The sequence below is a fragment of the Paenibacillus sp. ov031 genome (assembly GCF_900143165.1).
In the GTDB taxonomy this organism is placed as follows: domain Bacteria; phylum Bacillota; class Bacilli; order Paenibacillales; family Paenibacillaceae; genus Paenibacillus; species Paenibacillus marchantiae.
Genome location: NZ_FRDO01000006.1, coordinates 118181 through 134097, shown reverse-complemented (window position 1 = coordinate 134097; position 15917 = coordinate 118181). Strand labels below are relative to the sequence as shown.

Annotated in this window: 17 protein-coding genes; 7 read left to right on the top strand and 10 right to left on the bottom strand. The window is 42.8% G+C overall.

The features are described 5' to 3' along the window. Nucleotides 1–6: 6 nt before the first annotated feature. Both BUA17_RS22775 and BUA17_RS22765 read right to left on the bottom strand, forming a co-directional pair. A complete protein-coding gene (locus BUA17_RS22775; RefSeq protein ID WP_072735110.1) occupies nt 7–573 on the bottom strand; it encodes a hypothetical protein in 567 nt (188 codons plus the stop codon). 546 nt (nt 574–1119) lie between these two features. Then, nucleotides 1120–1488, bottom strand: a complete 369-nt coding sequence (locus BUA17_RS22765) for a hypothetical protein (protein ID WP_072735109.1) — start codon at nt 1486–1488, stop codon at nt 1120–1122. A 148-nt stretch (nt 1489–1636) separates the two neighbouring features. Between BUA17_RS22765 and BUA17_RS22760 the strand changes: the two genes are divergently transcribed. Next, nucleotides 1637–2167, top strand: coding sequence for a hypothetical protein (locus tag BUA17_RS22760; protein WP_072735108.1), 531 nt, complete (start codon nt 1637–1639; stop codon nt 2165–2167). 107 nt (nt 2168–2274) lie between these two features. Here BUA17_RS22760 and BUA17_RS22755 read toward each other — a convergent pair whose 3' ends face one another. Continuing rightward, entirely contained in the window at nt 2275–2571 is a 297-nt protein-coding gene (locus BUA17_RS22755; protein ID WP_063565971.1) for a WXG100 family type VII secretion target, read from the bottom strand. Between the two features lie 40 nt (nt 2572–2611). Further along, a complete protein-coding gene (locus tag BUA17_RS22750; protein WP_072735107.1) occupies nt 2612–3979 on the bottom strand; it encodes a Tle-like phospholipase domain-containing protein in 1368 nt (455 codons plus the stop codon). Nucleotides 3980–4149: 170 nt separating this feature from the next. On the opposite strand from BUA17_RS22750, the gene BUA17_RS22745 reads away from it, so the two are divergent. Beyond that, nucleotides 4150–4395, top strand: a complete 246-nt coding sequence (locus BUA17_RS22745; protein ID WP_072735106.1) for a hypothetical protein — start codon at nt 4150–4152, stop codon at nt 4393–4395. Between the two features lie 37 nt (nt 4396–4432). Further along, the gene (locus BUA17_RS22740; RefSeq protein ID WP_083584826.1) at nt 4433–4738 is read left to right on the top strand and encodes a hypothetical protein; all 306 of its coding nucleotides are present in this window, start codon (nt 4433–4435) and stop codon (nt 4736–4738) included. 222 nt (nt 4739–4960) lie between these two features. On the opposite strand, the gene BUA17_RS22735 is transcribed toward BUA17_RS22740, so the two are convergent. The 4 genes from BUA17_RS22735 to BUA17_RS22720 all read right to left on the bottom strand — a co-directional run bounded on the left by BUA17_RS22735 (nt 4961) and on the right by BUA17_RS22720 (nt 8533). After that, nucleotides 4961–5242 carry a hypothetical protein gene (locus BUA17_RS22735; protein WP_072735105.1) on the bottom strand — a complete coding sequence of 94 codons (282 nt, stop codon included), beginning with the start codon at nt 5240–5242 and terminating at the stop codon, nt 4961–4963. 296 nt (nt 5243–5538) lie between these two features. Continuing rightward, nucleotides 5539–6837, bottom strand: a complete 1299-nt coding sequence (locus BUA17_RS22730) for a galactokinase (protein ID WP_072735104.1) — start codon at nt 6835–6837, stop codon at nt 5539–5541. Between the two features lie 163 nt (nt 6838–7000). Beyond that, complete coding sequence (locus BUA17_RS22725) at nt 7001–7762, bottom strand: hypothetical protein (RefSeq protein ID WP_072735217.1); 762 nt, start codon at nt 7760–7762, stop codon at nt 7001–7003. A 30-nt stretch (nt 7763–7792) separates the two neighbouring features. Beyond that, entirely contained in the window at nt 7793–8533 is a 741-nt protein-coding gene (locus BUA17_RS22720) for a hypothetical protein (protein WP_072735103.1), read from the bottom strand. A 134-nt stretch (nt 8534–8667) separates the two neighbouring features. Here BUA17_RS22720 and BUA17_RS22715 point away from each other — a divergent pair, with 134 nt between their 5' ends. The 4 genes from BUA17_RS22715 to BUA17_RS22700 all read left to right on the top strand — a co-directional run bounded on the left by BUA17_RS22715 (nt 8668) and on the right by BUA17_RS22700 (nt 12523). After that, on the top strand, nt 8668–9132 hold the full coding sequence (locus BUA17_RS22715; protein WP_072735102.1) for a hypothetical protein: 465 nt from the start codon (nt 8668–8670) through the stop codon (nt 9130–9132). Nucleotides 9133–9334: 202 nt separating this feature from the next. Further along, the gene (locus BUA17_RS22710; RefSeq protein ID WP_072735101.1) at nt 9335–10261 is read left to right on the top strand and encodes a DUF2268 domain-containing putative Zn-dependent protease; all 927 of its coding nucleotides are present in this window, start codon (nt 9335–9337) and stop codon (nt 10259–10261) included. After that, nucleotides 10236–11003, top strand: a complete 768-nt coding sequence (locus BUA17_RS22705; RefSeq protein WP_072735100.1) for a MerR family transcriptional regulator — start codon at nt 10236–10238, stop codon at nt 11001–11003. The genes BUA17_RS22710 and BUA17_RS22705 overlap by 26 nt, the downstream gene beginning before the upstream one ends. Nucleotides 11004–11335: 332 nt before the next feature. Further along, the gene (locus tag BUA17_RS22700; RefSeq protein WP_072735099.1) at nt 11336–12523 is read left to right on the top strand and encodes a hypothetical protein; all 1188 of its coding nucleotides are present in this window, start codon (nt 11336–11338) and stop codon (nt 12521–12523) included. 513 nt (nt 12524–13036) lie between these two features. Here the strand turns inward: BUA17_RS22700 and BUA17_RS22695 are convergent. Further along, complete coding sequence (locus tag BUA17_RS22695; RefSeq protein WP_072735098.1) at nt 13037–15478, bottom strand: DEAD/DEAH box helicase family protein; 2442 nt, start codon at nt 15476–15478, stop codon at nt 13037–13039. After that, a complete protein-coding gene (locus BUA17_RS22690) occupies nt 15462–15788 on the bottom strand; it encodes a nucleoside triphosphate pyrophosphohydrolase (protein WP_072735097.1) in 327 nt (108 codons plus the stop codon). The genes BUA17_RS22695 and BUA17_RS22690 overlap by 17 nt, the downstream gene beginning before the upstream one ends. Between the last annotated feature and the right edge of the window lie 129 nt (nt 15789–15917).

Sequence of the window (15917 nt, the reverse complement as noted above, 5' to 3'; positions counted from 1 at the left end):
GATCATCTAATCTTCGTTGTCCAGGGATGAGTAAATCATATTGCCAGCATTATCGAGCCCTCGGATGTCCATCTGCATTTCCGTTATTGGCTGATGAATTACGGCAAACCATAATCTCCCTTGATTAGAGGGATCAAGGATACCTGCCTCCACTTCCTCAACCGAAGAATTCGGCTCATGGCGGATAAGTAATCTGGTTATGTCTGGATTGTGGATATATCCGTATACAATATAGCACGTGTTATCATTAGAATACTGATATCCCGTCAGACGATAAGATATTGGCCCATCTTTATTGTCATCAAGGACACTTCCTGATTTTGCAACCTCTGAAGACCACTTCCTATCCTGGATCAAGGCAGAAGCAATACCCTCAGTTTGGGTGTCCTGATATAAAACCAAGTGAGTTCTTGAATCGACGGGTGCTACCACCATCACCTGTTCAGGTTGAATGTTATTTCTGGTTAGTAGGGGGGCGAACTCTTCTGTCTTGCATGATCGGATCAAGAGGAGAAAACCTACAAGTACTATAATAAATAACACATATGCTCCCCGTTTTCGATTACGTGTCATATGCATTCCTCTTTTCTTTAAAAGCTAAATTTTAATCCTAAATATTCGACTACGATCCATGAAACAGGCCAAAGTAATGGAACATGAACGACCCAGTAAGGGGCTTTATATCGCCCGTTCTCGTAACTAATCCCACAATAAAAAATCGCGAATAATACACCCAAAGGATATGTGAAAAGAATTTTACCCATTAGATCACGGGAAGTATCATATGTGTGTGGATACGGTGCCGATAAGGACATACCAAGTCCAAAAAGAGCCATAGGCCAAATGAACAAAGTAACTCCATACAAAATCAAAAATAATAATAAATAATTGTATAACTTCTCATTCTTCCTCTTGCTCATATGCCCTCCTGATTGCCTAAACGTAATCGCCCAACGTGAATAACCTTATCAGAAGATTTTACAGGATGGATATGGAAATATAAATAGTTTATTCCTTGCTGATTAATAAAAAGACCTCCAACCATTCAGGTTAAGAGGTCATTAGTGATTCTAATTTATCGTAATCTTCACCAGGCAACGACAACGACCGTCTATCAGACTATTTTCCATTCTGCCTATAGTACTCCATTATTCGCATACGTGTGGTCAAAATCAGGGTCTGTGGCAGTAGCACCACAAATATAAAAAGCGGCACGATCATCACCAGATGAGCGGCAAAATTCTCTGCGCCAAACGATGGTTTGGGAAGCTCAATGAAGTACCACCAGCACGGGATGGCAACAAACCAGGTCAGTCCGGTAGAGATGAATAAATCCTTTACATCACTCCACAGAAAACAGAACACAATGGAAATGGTTAACAGATACCACATTTGAAGTGGAACCATCCAGCTCCAAACTAAGAATATTAGCAGTGGATACAACAGCGTCGTGCTCCATTTCCAGATGTTGTTAGTGTACAGTCTCATAAGCTTCCCCCTTTGTAACAAACAACCCTTTTACTCTATAAACAATACCTATGCTAAAAAGTTGGACCTTCTGATCCATTGGTTTGCATGCATAATTACCAATTTACGGCTCATACTACCATAAGGAAATTATATAAGGAGTGACAACATGAGGTTAAAAAGCATCATCGCCGTTGGAACGGTGTTAACTTGCTCGACTCTGTTATGGGGCTGTGGCAATGCCAATATGAACCATGCTTCACAGCAGAAGGATACTGTTCAAACCGAGAGCTGGAGCGATCCCAAACGACTGGAGGCTTCCCATCTGGAAGCGCTGGAACGGATGGAAAAGGATCATATTCATCGCATGGTTTCGCTAAATGCGAGCATGGATGAAGACAAAGTAATGACCACCCTTGAACGATCCACCCAGAAGCTGGAGGAAATGAGACCTCTCGCTGAAATGCTGCAACATGAGGGCCATCCAACGTTATTACAACGAATTCAGGAGATGGCTGGAGATATTCAAGGCTCGAAAGAAGTGGTTGCTGAGATGAAAAAACTGCCTCAGGACGGCAAAATTAAGATTCAGTCTGAAAATTCCGATTCCTTGCACCACATTGGCAGTTTTCGCGATTACCGCCAGTACATGCTAGAGAAAATTCAGACTTTAAACAAGGCTAAGTCTGCCACACATTAATCTGTATCGGCTACTCGGATAGCATTGCTCCACTGTATAAAAAAACAAACCATAATAGTTAGGTGGGAAGGTTCATTCCTATCTAACTATTTTCTTGTAAAGAGGTATTACTGTACCCTGCTGCGATCCCTGCGATCTTCTCTGTCCGCTTCCTCCATTTTACGAATATATCGCATCAGTTCTTCTTTATGAGCTTCGAGTTCATTCAGCTTTGCAGATGCCCCATCCATAAATGACTGCATCTTATGTGTCAGCTCTGTTGCAGATGTACCGATCCAGTCTTGCTTCAATCGGCCATGAATGGAGCGCATTTTCTGTTCCTGCTGCATGAGCCGTTGCTGCAACTGCTCACATTGCTGAACAGCCCTTCTTAAATCAGACAAGGATACGGATATTCTGCCCATTTCTCATTTCCTCCTGTTAGTCCTTCTATGTAGAAATGCATTAGTTTTGGTCTGCGATTACAAAATCTTCTCTTTTACGTTCAATATATTCAGCAATTTCGCTGATGGATTCCTGATACCAACGATTGATTGCTTGTAACGTTGCTGTTGCGTTATAGGCGATGGGTGTAAAGGACTGACTTTCGCTGGTAGATATATGTGTCTGAAACATCTGAATCGAAGCCTGGGCATCATTCGAGAAGCCACTTAAACTTAGCCTCATCTCCCTAGCAGCCTGCGCTAACTCTTCCGGTGTTAATTGAATCTTGCCCCCGCCTTTACCACTAACAATTCCTGTAGCTGCTGCGATCAACGGAGGAACAATACCTGCCATCAAATTGGAGAAGGTGGCTAATGCCTCCTGATGGGCCGTCCACCTAGGAGAAATATCAATGGTTTCACCAGTGTTCCGGTCTATTAGTGGTCCTTTTAGATTTCCATTCTCATCAAACTCATATTGATCCATGGAATGATACCCTTTGCCTTCGTCCTTCGAGAATGAATCAAAAAATCTTATAATATCACCAACATGAAGCTTGTCCAGATCCACACCTATTCTTACGTCATGAACTAACATGGGCGAGCCTGCACCCAGAGGCTGAAAAGGAACCTTTAACTGAAACTGAAATTTCCAATTCTGATACATCGCATTAGCGGTGTCAAAGTCCTGACCCTTATACACGGTACTTCCTACGTGCCTGTCATATTCACTTATTCCCCCAGCCCCTACAGAATCATTGGGATGAACCACGTTAACCATTTTGTTATCAAACTGACCCTCATTCACCTTGGACAAACTGACATCATCCAGGAGATTCGTTACACTAGGAGCACTATACGTCATCCCAGACACATCCTGACGAGCAGCTACATATTGAGCTAAACCGCCACCCAGGGAATGACCCGTCAATGAAATGTCTGAATCAGGGTACGCCTCCTTCACCGCCTCATACAATTCCTCAGCTTGGTGAAACTGATTATTTTCCCAATCCATGTTATCCTTCATAAGCTTGAAGGGACTATTTTTAAATATATTATGACGTTCTGGATCGGTTATCGCATCTTCAAGCCTTCTGGTTCTGCCACCTACGACATCGAAGGCATCTGTCTCAATATCAGCTGCTTTTCCAATAATACCTTCAGGTTCAGTACCTCTATAACCGATGATAACTTGATTTGTTTCTTCATTTCGAAAGATAATTGAATCGAAGCCCGAATATTTTTTATGCAGCGTGGCTCCTTCTGGTTCAACTGCTTTCCAATCTTTATATTTAGCATCTTCCGAGATAACGGTACCCACAGAAATGTCATTTTGGTAAGCAATTGTCGATATTTTATGATATAGTTCATCACTGATGTAATCCTGCATAACCAACCTCCTAATTCAATGCATTTTTATTCTTATATGTAATCTGGTTTAAATTAAGTGTCTATAGTATATTTATACCATCATATGAAAGCCGAGGTGCTAATGATTTGAAAAAAAGATTACTTTTCTTTTTAACCTTGGGACTAATTTTTACTATTCTAGGAGGGTGTATGTCTACTCAAGAGAAAGAAATTCTTGCTGATGCAGAGCAGTTTGCCCATAAATACATATTGGATAATTATGGGTTGGAGGTTGATTTTACTGATCATAAGTTTTCACCAGTTGATCTCGATAAATCTGTAGGAATACATGGCCATGTCAAGGGAGACGATGACCAAAAAGTATTTGTACTTGTAAAATACGATCCTCTGAAGGTAGAAACGCTTTCTCTCCCTGAAGGAACGGACAAGAAATAATACATCACATTTCATTGGTACGGCAAGGAGTAATGAAGTGAATATTCCTAATAGAAAATATCTTACATTAGCGTTCTTGTTTATATGGTTCATTTTTGCTTTCATCGTATTAAGCGGATGTATGTCAAGTGAACAAAAAGACATCCTTCAAAAAGCCGAAGAAGCAAGTCTCACTTACTTTAAAGAAAACTATGGAATTGATGTAGAATTCACAAATCATAAATTCATTCCGGCTGACTTATCTCAAACGGTATCATTGACGGGATATGTGAAAGGCAACAAAGATCAAGAAGTATTCGCTATGGTGGATTATGATACCTATGAAGTCAACCTCGAAGGATAAGTAATAGAAGTATAGATATCATAGATAAACATTTAAGCTTTTTAAAAATATTATTCACCCCCTATATATGTGAACTTATACCAAAAGAAGTAGAATCATTATAGTGCATCTTTGGCCTAATGAAGTTATTAGGCAGTGAATGTACACATAATTCCTCCATACCCACTGCCCTCACTTTAACATGCTAATCATTCAAAGGTATTTACCCTAATCTTCCATTGTTCATTCCACCCACAAGGATACCCATATAAAAATGCTGAACAACATTACTGGCATAAGCGCCCCAGTGGCTAACATGATCCCAAGTGTTACTGGCCTTACATTCAGGAAGTATTGATCAAACCAGTGAAATCTTTCTTTCCGCCATTTGGCAAACTTGAGTTGCCTGATCATACGCTTCAACATTTTCTGCCGCTGCTTTCCTTCTTCCACTTCTTCCAGTGTACGTCGCAACTCGTCATACAATCGTGCATCTTCCTGCTCAGCCATTGCGGTTGTCGTCATTCTGCATCCCCTCCTTTACCTAATTAACAACGGAAACGCGTCCAAAGTTTGGAATTATATAGAGAACTGAACTTAAGATTGCTTACGTTCCACAATCATCTTCACCAACTCCTGATCTGAAGTTTTTAATAACGGACCGTTCCCTCAAAAAAAGTCCGGAGCGAGCTATCTCTCCTAATGTAGACAGCAAAAAGCGATCCTCTTCCATGACCAGTGTCAAGTTGGAGAACCGCTATAATGTAACGTTTAATACTATTTGTACAGGTTATACAACGCAGTGTGTTACAACGACAAGATTAACCCACGTTTTCGATTAATGTGTTCAAACATACCGCACCATGCGCACGCACATTAACCACAATAATTGGCGTATCCAACATGCCGTGCATCCAGGACATATACTCCTCAACCTTTTCGTTGGGAAGAATCGTCAGAATGACCCCTGCAAATCCACCGCCGTGTATACGGCAAGCGCCATCCCCCAGCTTTTGCAGATAATTTTCAGTTAACGCCAGTGCGATACCAATCTCCTGTTCCTTCACCGAACCACTCTGATATACATTCTGGAGCCACTTCCAGGAAGAGTTCCCGGATGCCGTAATCAAACTCAGGAAATCAGCAAAACGCCCTTCCCGCAAGGCCTGCACCTGACCGTCCACCCGATTGTTTTCCTCCAAGAAATGAAGTGCACGCAGTACCGCACGATCCCCTGCTACTTCACGTACATGTTTGAGATTGGCGTAGATCGCCTCGGCCGTAATTTCCCGGACATATTCGCTGCCCAGCGCTTTAGCAACCGCTCTCATCTCATAAGGAACTGCAGCGTAGTCTTCTGTCAAATCCGCGTGATTCCCACCTGTGTTTACAATAACCAAGGAGTAACCATTTTGTTGGAAATCCCATTGTACAGGCTCGATCACAGGCTCGGCCGGGTTCTCAAAATCAATCGCAATCAGCCCACCGTAGGCACAAGCCATCTGATCCAACAGACCGGATGGTTTATTCCAATAGTTGTTCTCCGCATACTGACCAATCTTGGACATAACCACCACATCCAGTGATCCATCATTGTAGAAATGATTCAGAATCGTACAAATCAGCATCTCGAACGATGCCGACGAGCTCAGCCCGGACGCTGAGAACACGTTACTGGAGATGTACGCCTGGAAGCCGCCCACTTTGTATCCGAACTGCCCAAATCCCGCAGCCATACCACGGATCAACGCCGTAGTGCCGTCGTCCTCAGCCTTCGGTGCCAAATCTGTGAGATCGATTACATATTTCTGTTCATAGCCTTCTGAATAAAAGGTAATTACCGAATCCGTAGTTGGCGCAGCCACCGCTATCGTATCCAGCGTAATACTTCCCGCGAGCACCTTGCCATGATTATGATCCGTGTGGTTGCCACCAATTTCGCTACGTCCAGCCGCGCTGAACAATTTGCTGCCCTCTTGTACGCCAAAATACTGTTCGAATGATTCATTGAGCTTTGTGTAACGTGCTGTCTGTTCTTCTAGTTGTTGCTGACCATACATTTGGGCAAGCAGCACTTGGCCTGAAGTGGATTGGATCAGTTCCAGTGGTTGAGTATTCATTGATAATCCTCCTATGGATATGCAGCATTTATTTTTTTGACGTAGATGATAAACAATACGGGAAACGACTCATGCCCGTTTACTATCCCATTATCTCAGCTTCGTTTCGTAAAAGGTAGGGTAGAATTGAAAGTTTGTAAGCGTTTTTTGAAGACATTTTATCTTATTTAATAGGTTTAAATTTAATCTGATCAACAACAAATTCATTGTCGGCTTTATCGAAGGTATACGTGATATTGAAGTCACACACATATGTAGGAGATATGCCAATAGAGCCTGGAAGACTTAATTTTATTTTGTGATTATCCAATGTATAAATAACCACACCGCCGAAAGCAAGCTCATCTTGATGGTAGTCTGGTGCTGGATCAAAATCATAATTGAAGTTACCTACTTGCCCTTGTGAAATCACTGTAATCGCTAATGTGCCATCACCATTTTTAGAAACACGCGATTCAATATGCTCAGCAACAATATCCTCATAACGCTGTACTTTAATTTCAGATAAATTATCGGAGTTAACGACATGAATTTCATAGTTATCCAAGTCTGTCCCTCGACCAGTCTGAATGATTATTACAGCCTCTTCCTTACCATCACCGGTAAGATCAGTATAAAATAACTGCGGCTTCGTTCCCGAATGATGAGAAATGCTCCAATCAAAATCTTTTGTGCGCCCATTTATATCTAGAGTTACTCTTTCAATTGCATCTTCCGTTTCTATAATTGCATAAAGTTTTACTTGTTCATCCTCAGAAGATCCGATTAATTTCAATTTTGAATTTGTTTCTTGTTCCGGTTTCGTTGTTACCTGCTTGGTGGGAGACACAACCCGTTCCTGCTGTATAGAAACTAACGAATCTGATTGGCATCCTCCAAAAAGAACTGCACTCAACAATATCAATGAAGCTATTTCTTTTTTCAAATCCATGCCCCTCTCACTAAATAGCTAAAATTAATCCAATGAATTTAACCGAATGGTTACCTTCCTCGTTTCACGATCATTAGAATCAAACCAGTCTTTAAGTACGTTATATTCACTTGTTTCTAATGCTGCTGTTTCAATCGTGAAATGGTTATTGTCTATCCATTCATAAGAGATGATGGGCCAGGTTGGTTTCAACATGAATGCTTCTTCCAAATCAGTTGATGTATATGGGATGATTTCTAATTTTTTGAGATCCACGGCAACAAGGATTTGTCTCTTAACCAGACCGCCTTCATCATAAGCATATCGAATTAACACCTGCTGATAGTCAGAGGAAAGTTTATAATCTTGTAAAATGCCCTCAGGCATCGGCAAGCTATGGGTCTCTCTACCATCAATTTTCACCAAAAGGGTAGAGCAGGCTTTGGTTCCACATCCATACTTTAGCATCGAATATGTTTCCGAAGAAGGCACCTCCAATACTTCCACATGTGTACGATCTATTTCAGTTTGGAAGTCCGGTTCGTTCATCAGGTAGCGCCTATACTCTGGGACGTCGTTAAGAGGTAATTGTAGGGTTGCTTCTTCATTCATGATTTCAATGATATTGGGTAATGAAGATGCCTTGTTATACAAGCCTGAAGAGTTGGTATCGTTATCATTTTCCACCTGATATGCGGGAGGTTCTAACCCAGAAAACCATATCATAATTACCGCTGAAGTAACGAGTACTATAACTAGTAGCAAAAAAAACATTTTCTTTTTCATAGCACTCCTCCTTCGTGCATGGTTTCGATCCGGAACCAAATGGATTATAATACAAAGATATCCATTTTTGGTGTCAGATCGGTTCAATGTTATTTTCATGAGATAACCCACTATTCAGGTTAAGAGGTGAATCTATGAACGTTATTTTAAACAAAGAACCAGATAAACGTCGTATAAACGTAGCGATGCTTATGTATCTCGTACTAATGATTTTATTTTATGGCATTTATGTTTCCTTGGAATCGGATCGGATAGCTCAATCACAACAGTGGACTTCCGGTGGTTCCATAAGCGACCAAGCGATCGAGTCAATGAGTCAGCTGGGAAAAGGGACGTCTATCACTGAATCGCTGTTCCTCGTTCTCTTCACACTGGTGATGATCACGATGATTACCCGGTACCGAAGAAATGTAGAAAGATTACTCCCTTTTGCCTTGTGGAATCTCGCTTTGTTTGTTGGGGTTGGCGCGGTCAGTTTGGTTGGTTCACAGGTCACGTCAATGTCCGTTGGCAACCTGGCACAACCTATCTTCGTACCTGCATTTCTATTGGTAGCGTTGTTCATATATGTGGTTTGGGGATTAATGAAACGTGGATAATAACGTGTGTGAGGCGATTATAAACGTTCAAAAACTTTGGTTGTTTTCTCCATAGATATCTGGATTGCAGCCAAAGTTTTTTACATCTTATCTCAGAATCGGATCGATTAATGCACTTAAACGTATCGCAACTTCCTCCTTGACTGTTACGTAAGGTCATACTTGATAATGGGCTCAAGTTCACCTAAAGGAGAGATTAATGATGAAGATTACCGCGTTACGCTCAGATAAAATCTATAAAGAGATCATCAAGGCTGCACCTGATGACAAATTGGAGTTATACCGCGAGCGAATGATGAGTCCATTCATGAACAAATGGAACATTCAACAGATTCCGTTTCGCTCTCATGAGCCTCACGGCTTCGACGTGATCATGATGAATAACTTGTTGAATATCGCTCCCGCAGATATCACACCTGAGATTAAAGAATCGTTAGCAGCGATCTCGTCTGAAGCATTTTGGCAACAGTGTCATGAAGCTGTTTGTACGAGTCTATCTACGTTTACAGATCATGGAATTGAACTATCGGTCTCCGAATATCTATATACGATTTTATTAGGCGATAAGAACAGCCCTTCACTCACCATGAACGAAGGCATCAGCGGAGATGGTGGAATTCCGGGTTATATTATTGCGAACCTGATCCCGAATAGATATACTCTACCTCGTATGCAATCCGTGTTAGCCCATGAATGCAATCATAACGTGAGGTATCAATATATCCAGTGGAATCCACAGATTACGCTTGGCGAGATGGTTGTTAGCGAGGGGTTGGCTGAGAGCTTTGCGACATCCCTCTATGGAGAAGAGTTGTTAGGCCCCTGGGTAGCCAAAACGGATATGGAGACATTGAATAAAGTAATTAAACCAAAGATGAAAGACCAGCTGCATGTCACCGGTTTTGACCAAATTAATCCGTATCTATACGGCGATGAACTTGCCATCATTCAAAACTTCACGCCCGTAGGTATGCCCTATGCGGCTGGCTATGCCTGCGGTTATCACTTAATCCAATATTATCTGAACAAAACAGGTACACCGATTACCGAAGCAACCATCACTCCGGCAAGTGTTATCCTTGCTGAAACAAAGGACTTTTGGAATGAAGACATCCTATTTCACCGTTAAAGATATCATTCAGATCACTGGCATCACGAAACGCGCATTACATTATTACGATAAAACGGATCTCTTAAAACCGAGCAGAGTCGAGGACAATGGCTATCGATATTACGATCAAGAGGCACTGGGGAATCTGCAAATGATTCTGTTGTTCAAAGAAATGAATTTCTCCTTGAAAGACATTGCAGCCATGATGCAACTTTCCAAAGAAGAACAAAAAGATATCCTAAGAGAGCACCGCAGTACACTCATTCAACGCAAACAAAAGCTCGAAACCATCATCGACCAGTTGGATGAGTATGTGGATGGGACGGATATCTCTCATCTTCATCTGTTTGACGACTCTTCCATTCTATCCATTCAAAAGCAATATGAATCCGAGGCGAAGTTCATCTATGGAGACACCGAGAAATATCAGGAATTCGAAACCAATGTGAATCAACTGTCTGCGGAAGAGCAAGAAAAAGCCTACCAGCAGTTCTCGGCCAACATGGAGCAGGTGTTTCGGGAATTGGGGAAACATCAGGATCTGTCTCCTGCTTCTGGTGAGGTGCAAGCGTTAGTGCGTGACTGGAAGGGTTGTCTGGAGCAGTTTATGGTCTGTGATGCTGAGATTTTGAGATGTATCGCAGAAGCCTATACGACAGATCGCCGCTATGCGGGTTATTTTGATCAGTTTGGCGATGAGGATTTTTTGAGGTTTTTGTATCAAGCGATTATGGTTTATGTGGAGGGTGGGGAAAAGTAAGTCTCTCCTGTGCTTCTTCAGATGCGGGGTAAAACGACAACTATTACTTACATCTCTTCCTGAACCCACCTTACCTTGGCTTTGTTTAACCATATACTTGTCGAGCTTAATAGATGTGCGGGGGCTGTCTGACACAGAGGAACAAGAATATAATCAGAAGGCGATTGCACTTTCTAGTCGCCTTTTTTATGAATTTAAACTATTTTTTAAATATTTCTGAAACTTCCCTTGATTATTTTTGTTATATATTATGAGAGTTGGAAAATGATTTCATATATATTGTGTTACATACAATCATTTTTCTGCTTAAAAAATTATAGGAGAGTGAAGAAATGTCTAAGGGTACGGTGAAATTGTTTGGATTAAGTTTGGCTGCATCTTTAATATTTACAGTGACAAGTTCATCATTGTATGCAGCTCCTGTTGCACAAAACGAAGGATTATTTTTCGCTACAACTGAAGAGGTTAACAAAAACGTAGCACAGTCAAACATTGCAGTCGAGAAACCTAGCTCTGATTTACCTAATCTTAATGACTACAGTTCTTTCGCCTATGATGTAAAAGAAGTTGAAAGCAGCTCAGAACTTAGATCGTTCTTACAAAAAGCGCTTCAAAGTGGTAAAAAAGTTTACTTATATGGTGGACTGACTCCGGGGAAATATGAAGAGCTTTTAAACCAACCGTTAGAGTTTAAAGTAACAAATGAAGCTGAAGGGGAAGTAAGATCGCTCTTCATTAATGATGTCCAACAAAACGAAGGGGAACTAAAAGGTGATCTAAAAGAAACAACCGAACAGGAGATTGTGGGTTACACTCTGGAGGACAAAAATTATAATTTATTGATGCTTAACTATCAAAACATGGATGAGAACGGAAATGAAATACCTACGGATGCATCCATCATATTGAATCAAATAGTCAATCACGAAGAAAGAGCAAATCAGATTACTCCTTTCTCTACTATCGTAAAAAGTAACACAGCTGATATTAGGACTGTAGGTGGTCTTTATGGACAAGATAACGCGGAAATGACTACTCAATGGCTGCTATACAAAGAACAGAATGAGTCAGATACAAAATTTGATTATTTTGCAATTAAAGATATTATACGGATCAAAAAACTTGGTGGCTCTACCGATGCCAAGAAGTTAACTGTCACTCACGATGTTATGTACTCAAAAGACGATTTATACGATGCTGCCCCTGGTGACACTAGTAGTGGTCCTTATGAAGTTATATTTACGTATCCGTGGGCACTAGAGTGGACATTTAGTTATGACGGTAATCCAAACATCGATCTCACAGAAAATACAAGCACAGACACAGCAAAATGGGTAATTACATCCGATTTCTTACAGAATCTTCAGTCAACAGATAACTTTCAACTCGGCACCAGTTGGAAGGCAGCTTCTGCATACCCTTATACAGGACTACAAATAAGCCATGTCACGGAATGGCACAGTGCCGTTCAACACATGTTTGATTTAAGTAACACATTTAACGTAGGATATAATTGGTAATGAATAATTATCAAAAAATTGTTTCTGTTTTACTGGTGCTTATAACTGTCTTACTGAGTCTTATCTATTCGGAAATGAGGCATAGCAACAAAGTACAAGATGGTATTCATAAATATTTGTATAATGCTGATTAACATAATCCCCATTAAATTTCTGTTTTCAAGGAAGCTTAGTTAACACTAGGCTTCCTTTCCTTTGTCCTTAAAGATATGTCTTAGGGATAGTTCTGCGAAGAGATTACAAGTCAGAAAAAATTCCATTTGGATTTTTTGATGGGCACCATACCTACTACAGTGTAAGGAACAATGGAGATCACATTTCTTGCTATAAAGTTATATTTCTTGATAGCGAAATGGTTCCTATTGCTACGTGTATCCTTTCAAAAAAAGATAGGGATATAATCAAGGAATACCATTGATGAATAATTTAGTTATTAAAATATTGAAAGACACTCTTAGACTAAGAGTGTCTTTCAATATCTTTTCTATATTACTAAAACTCTTAATGTAATCGCTAATGTCCCCGCTCAAAATACGCATGCAACCGATACAGACAAATCTCTTTCGTCCAGCGATACAGTAGCACCTGTTCCTCTGTATCCTGAACCTGCACATTCAGTGAGAACACACCATCCTCGAATCGCGTCATACTGCCCTTCGCGCCGCTCCACATAGACATCGGCATGTCGATAATCAGTTTCTCAATTCGTGTTGCAGTCTTCTCATTCCATTCCCAGAACGCTAGCTTGTCCTTGTCTGAAAAGTCCTTCCGTTTCCGGTACTCCTTCTCCGTCAGATACGTATGAAAAAACCTTGCCATCTCGCCCGGCGTGATCGGGTCCAGCCAGTTCGCTTCGCCTCGCTCCAGCATGTACAGCAGCACGATCATTTTATAGCTTTTGTTCATGACCGTCTTCTCCACATCGCGCAGCCAAACCTCATGCCGGACGTACATCTCTCCCTCATATGGGGACAGCAGCTCCGCCCAATACAGAAACCCAACATACGAACCAAATTCACTCCGGTACCCGATACTCTTCGAACGTCCCATCAGATGCAGCTCCAGATACGTCGGAATATGCCCCAGCTCTCGTTTCACATCCAGAAAATCCTGATGCAACTTCTCACGACGGGGCAGCCGTTTGCGGCTTAGCTCCTGAAGCAGGTTCACCACTCGGGTCTCCAGATGAATCCCGCAGTTGTCTGGAACTTCCGGCACAGCCGAATCCCGGTCTTTCGCAGTTCCCTCCAGCTCCCCGCGCACATCCAGCAGACTCAGTTTCACATCCGCATTGCGGTAGTTCCCGATCAGATCGATGATGACACAATACGATTTGCCTTCCGCCAGCCGCAGACCGCGACCTACCTGCTGGGTGAACACCGTAAGCGACTCCGTTGGACGCACAAAAAGCAACGTGTCCACACGCGGAATATCCGTACCTTCATTGAACAGATCCACCGTCAACACAACCTCCAGTTCACCCGCATCAAGCTGCCGAATGGCTTCCTCCCGCGACATCTCCGATGTGCGCGAATGCAGACTGAGCACCTTCACTCCCTGACTGCGAAAATACGCAGCCCAATAGTCCGCCTGCCGGATCGATGAGCAAAATCCAATCGTTCTCGTCTGCTTGTGCCGCAGCCAGGCCGCATAGATCGTCTCCACATGCTCCTCTTGCAACTGAACAGCCATGAGCTGTTCTTCATCATACTTCGTCCCGATCCAGCGGATCTGCGAATAGTCCGTATCGTCGAATACTCCGTAATATTGAAATGGCGCCAGCCAACCTCGCCGGATCGCTTCAATAAAATGCATCTGGTAAGCCACATTCCCACCACAGAGCGCATACACATCCTTGCCATCCAGCCGATCCGGGGTAGCCGTGATGCCCAGAAGGAACTTAGGTTGAAAATGCTCAATCACCGACATGTACGTCTTCGCCGCCGCATGATGGAACTCATCCACCACAATCAGATCAAAGGCATCCACCGCAAATCCATCCCGGTGCTTCTGCATACTCAGCGTAAAGATTGAAGCATACACACAATCCGCGGTTCCATCCTTGTACTGTCCGTTATATATCCCATGACTGCGCTCGGGCATGATCCGCTGAAAAGATTTCTTCGCCTGGAACAAAATCTCTTCCCGATGCGCCACAAATAGCACCCGCTTGAACCGCTGCGCGAAGAAGCCCGCCAGATATGTTTTACCAAGCCCGGTCGCCATGACGACCATCGCTTTGTCGTACTGCTCCTCCATCGTGCCATGGAGTGCTTCAAGCGCATCCAATTGCGCAAAGCGCGGCTGGATCGGGACAAGCGACAGCTCGGCGGCGGTTTCTTCCTCTTTTTCCCCGGGTAGCCCCGTACCGAACTCCGCTTCTTCCATCTCCATGATCCGCTGGATCATCTCCGGGTTCTTCTGGTGATATTTGCGGTACTCTTCCTCATACAGCGCAATTGAATCCGGGTTCACCGGCAAGGTTGTCTCGTGGTAGAAGCTCTGCATGAACTTGTCCAAAGCTGACTGAAACGTATACGGCTCCGCCTCCGCATTCATCGCCAGATTCCATTCATACCCTGTCTTCAGCGCCGTGAACGAAAAGTTCGACGAACCAACGATCAGCAGTCCTTCCCCATTGTCATGATCGAACAGATACGCTTTTGGATGAAAAGAAGTACCCATACTTCGCCACAGACGTGTCTCAATTCGTGGATCAACCTCACAGAGCGCCCGCAAACCTTCAGGCTGTGTGATATACAGATAATCTCCTGTGAGCATTCGTACCTCTGCTCCACGTTCTGCTGCCCGTTTCAAATGCGGAGCAAGCAGCTTCACACCAGACTGCATAATAAAGGACGTCATAATATAAATCCCGGATGCATGCTGCATCCGGGCAATCAGTTCGTCTGCCAAGTTATCTGTAATGAGTTTAACGTTAAGCTTCGTCGACATCGATCAGATACACTCTTTCCTGAAATCCACCGCGTGCCTCAGCCTTATCCGCCCGTAGCTTATCCAGCTGCGCCGCATTCGCTCTATGCACCTCAGCCAGCGCCCGGATCACTTCGAGCATGTCGGCCAGTTCTTCTAGCGCTTCCTGATCGCTTCCTGCACTCATGTATTCTTCCGATTCTTCTTGCAGCTTTGTTCTTAATTCTTGCTTATACTCCTCCGGGTCCAGAATGCGTGTGCGGCATTCCTTACCACTGGATGTGATAATATGCGGAATTTTGTCCCGCACCAATTTGTTGTATGTAGGCATGCGGTATAACATCCTTTCTGCTCTGGAAGCTCTCCAGCTTCACGCCAGAATCTCCCTTTTTGCCATTATACCACTTGCCATGGATGGGGAGAGGTGGATTTTGTAAAGTGGTGGGAGCAAATGAGGGGT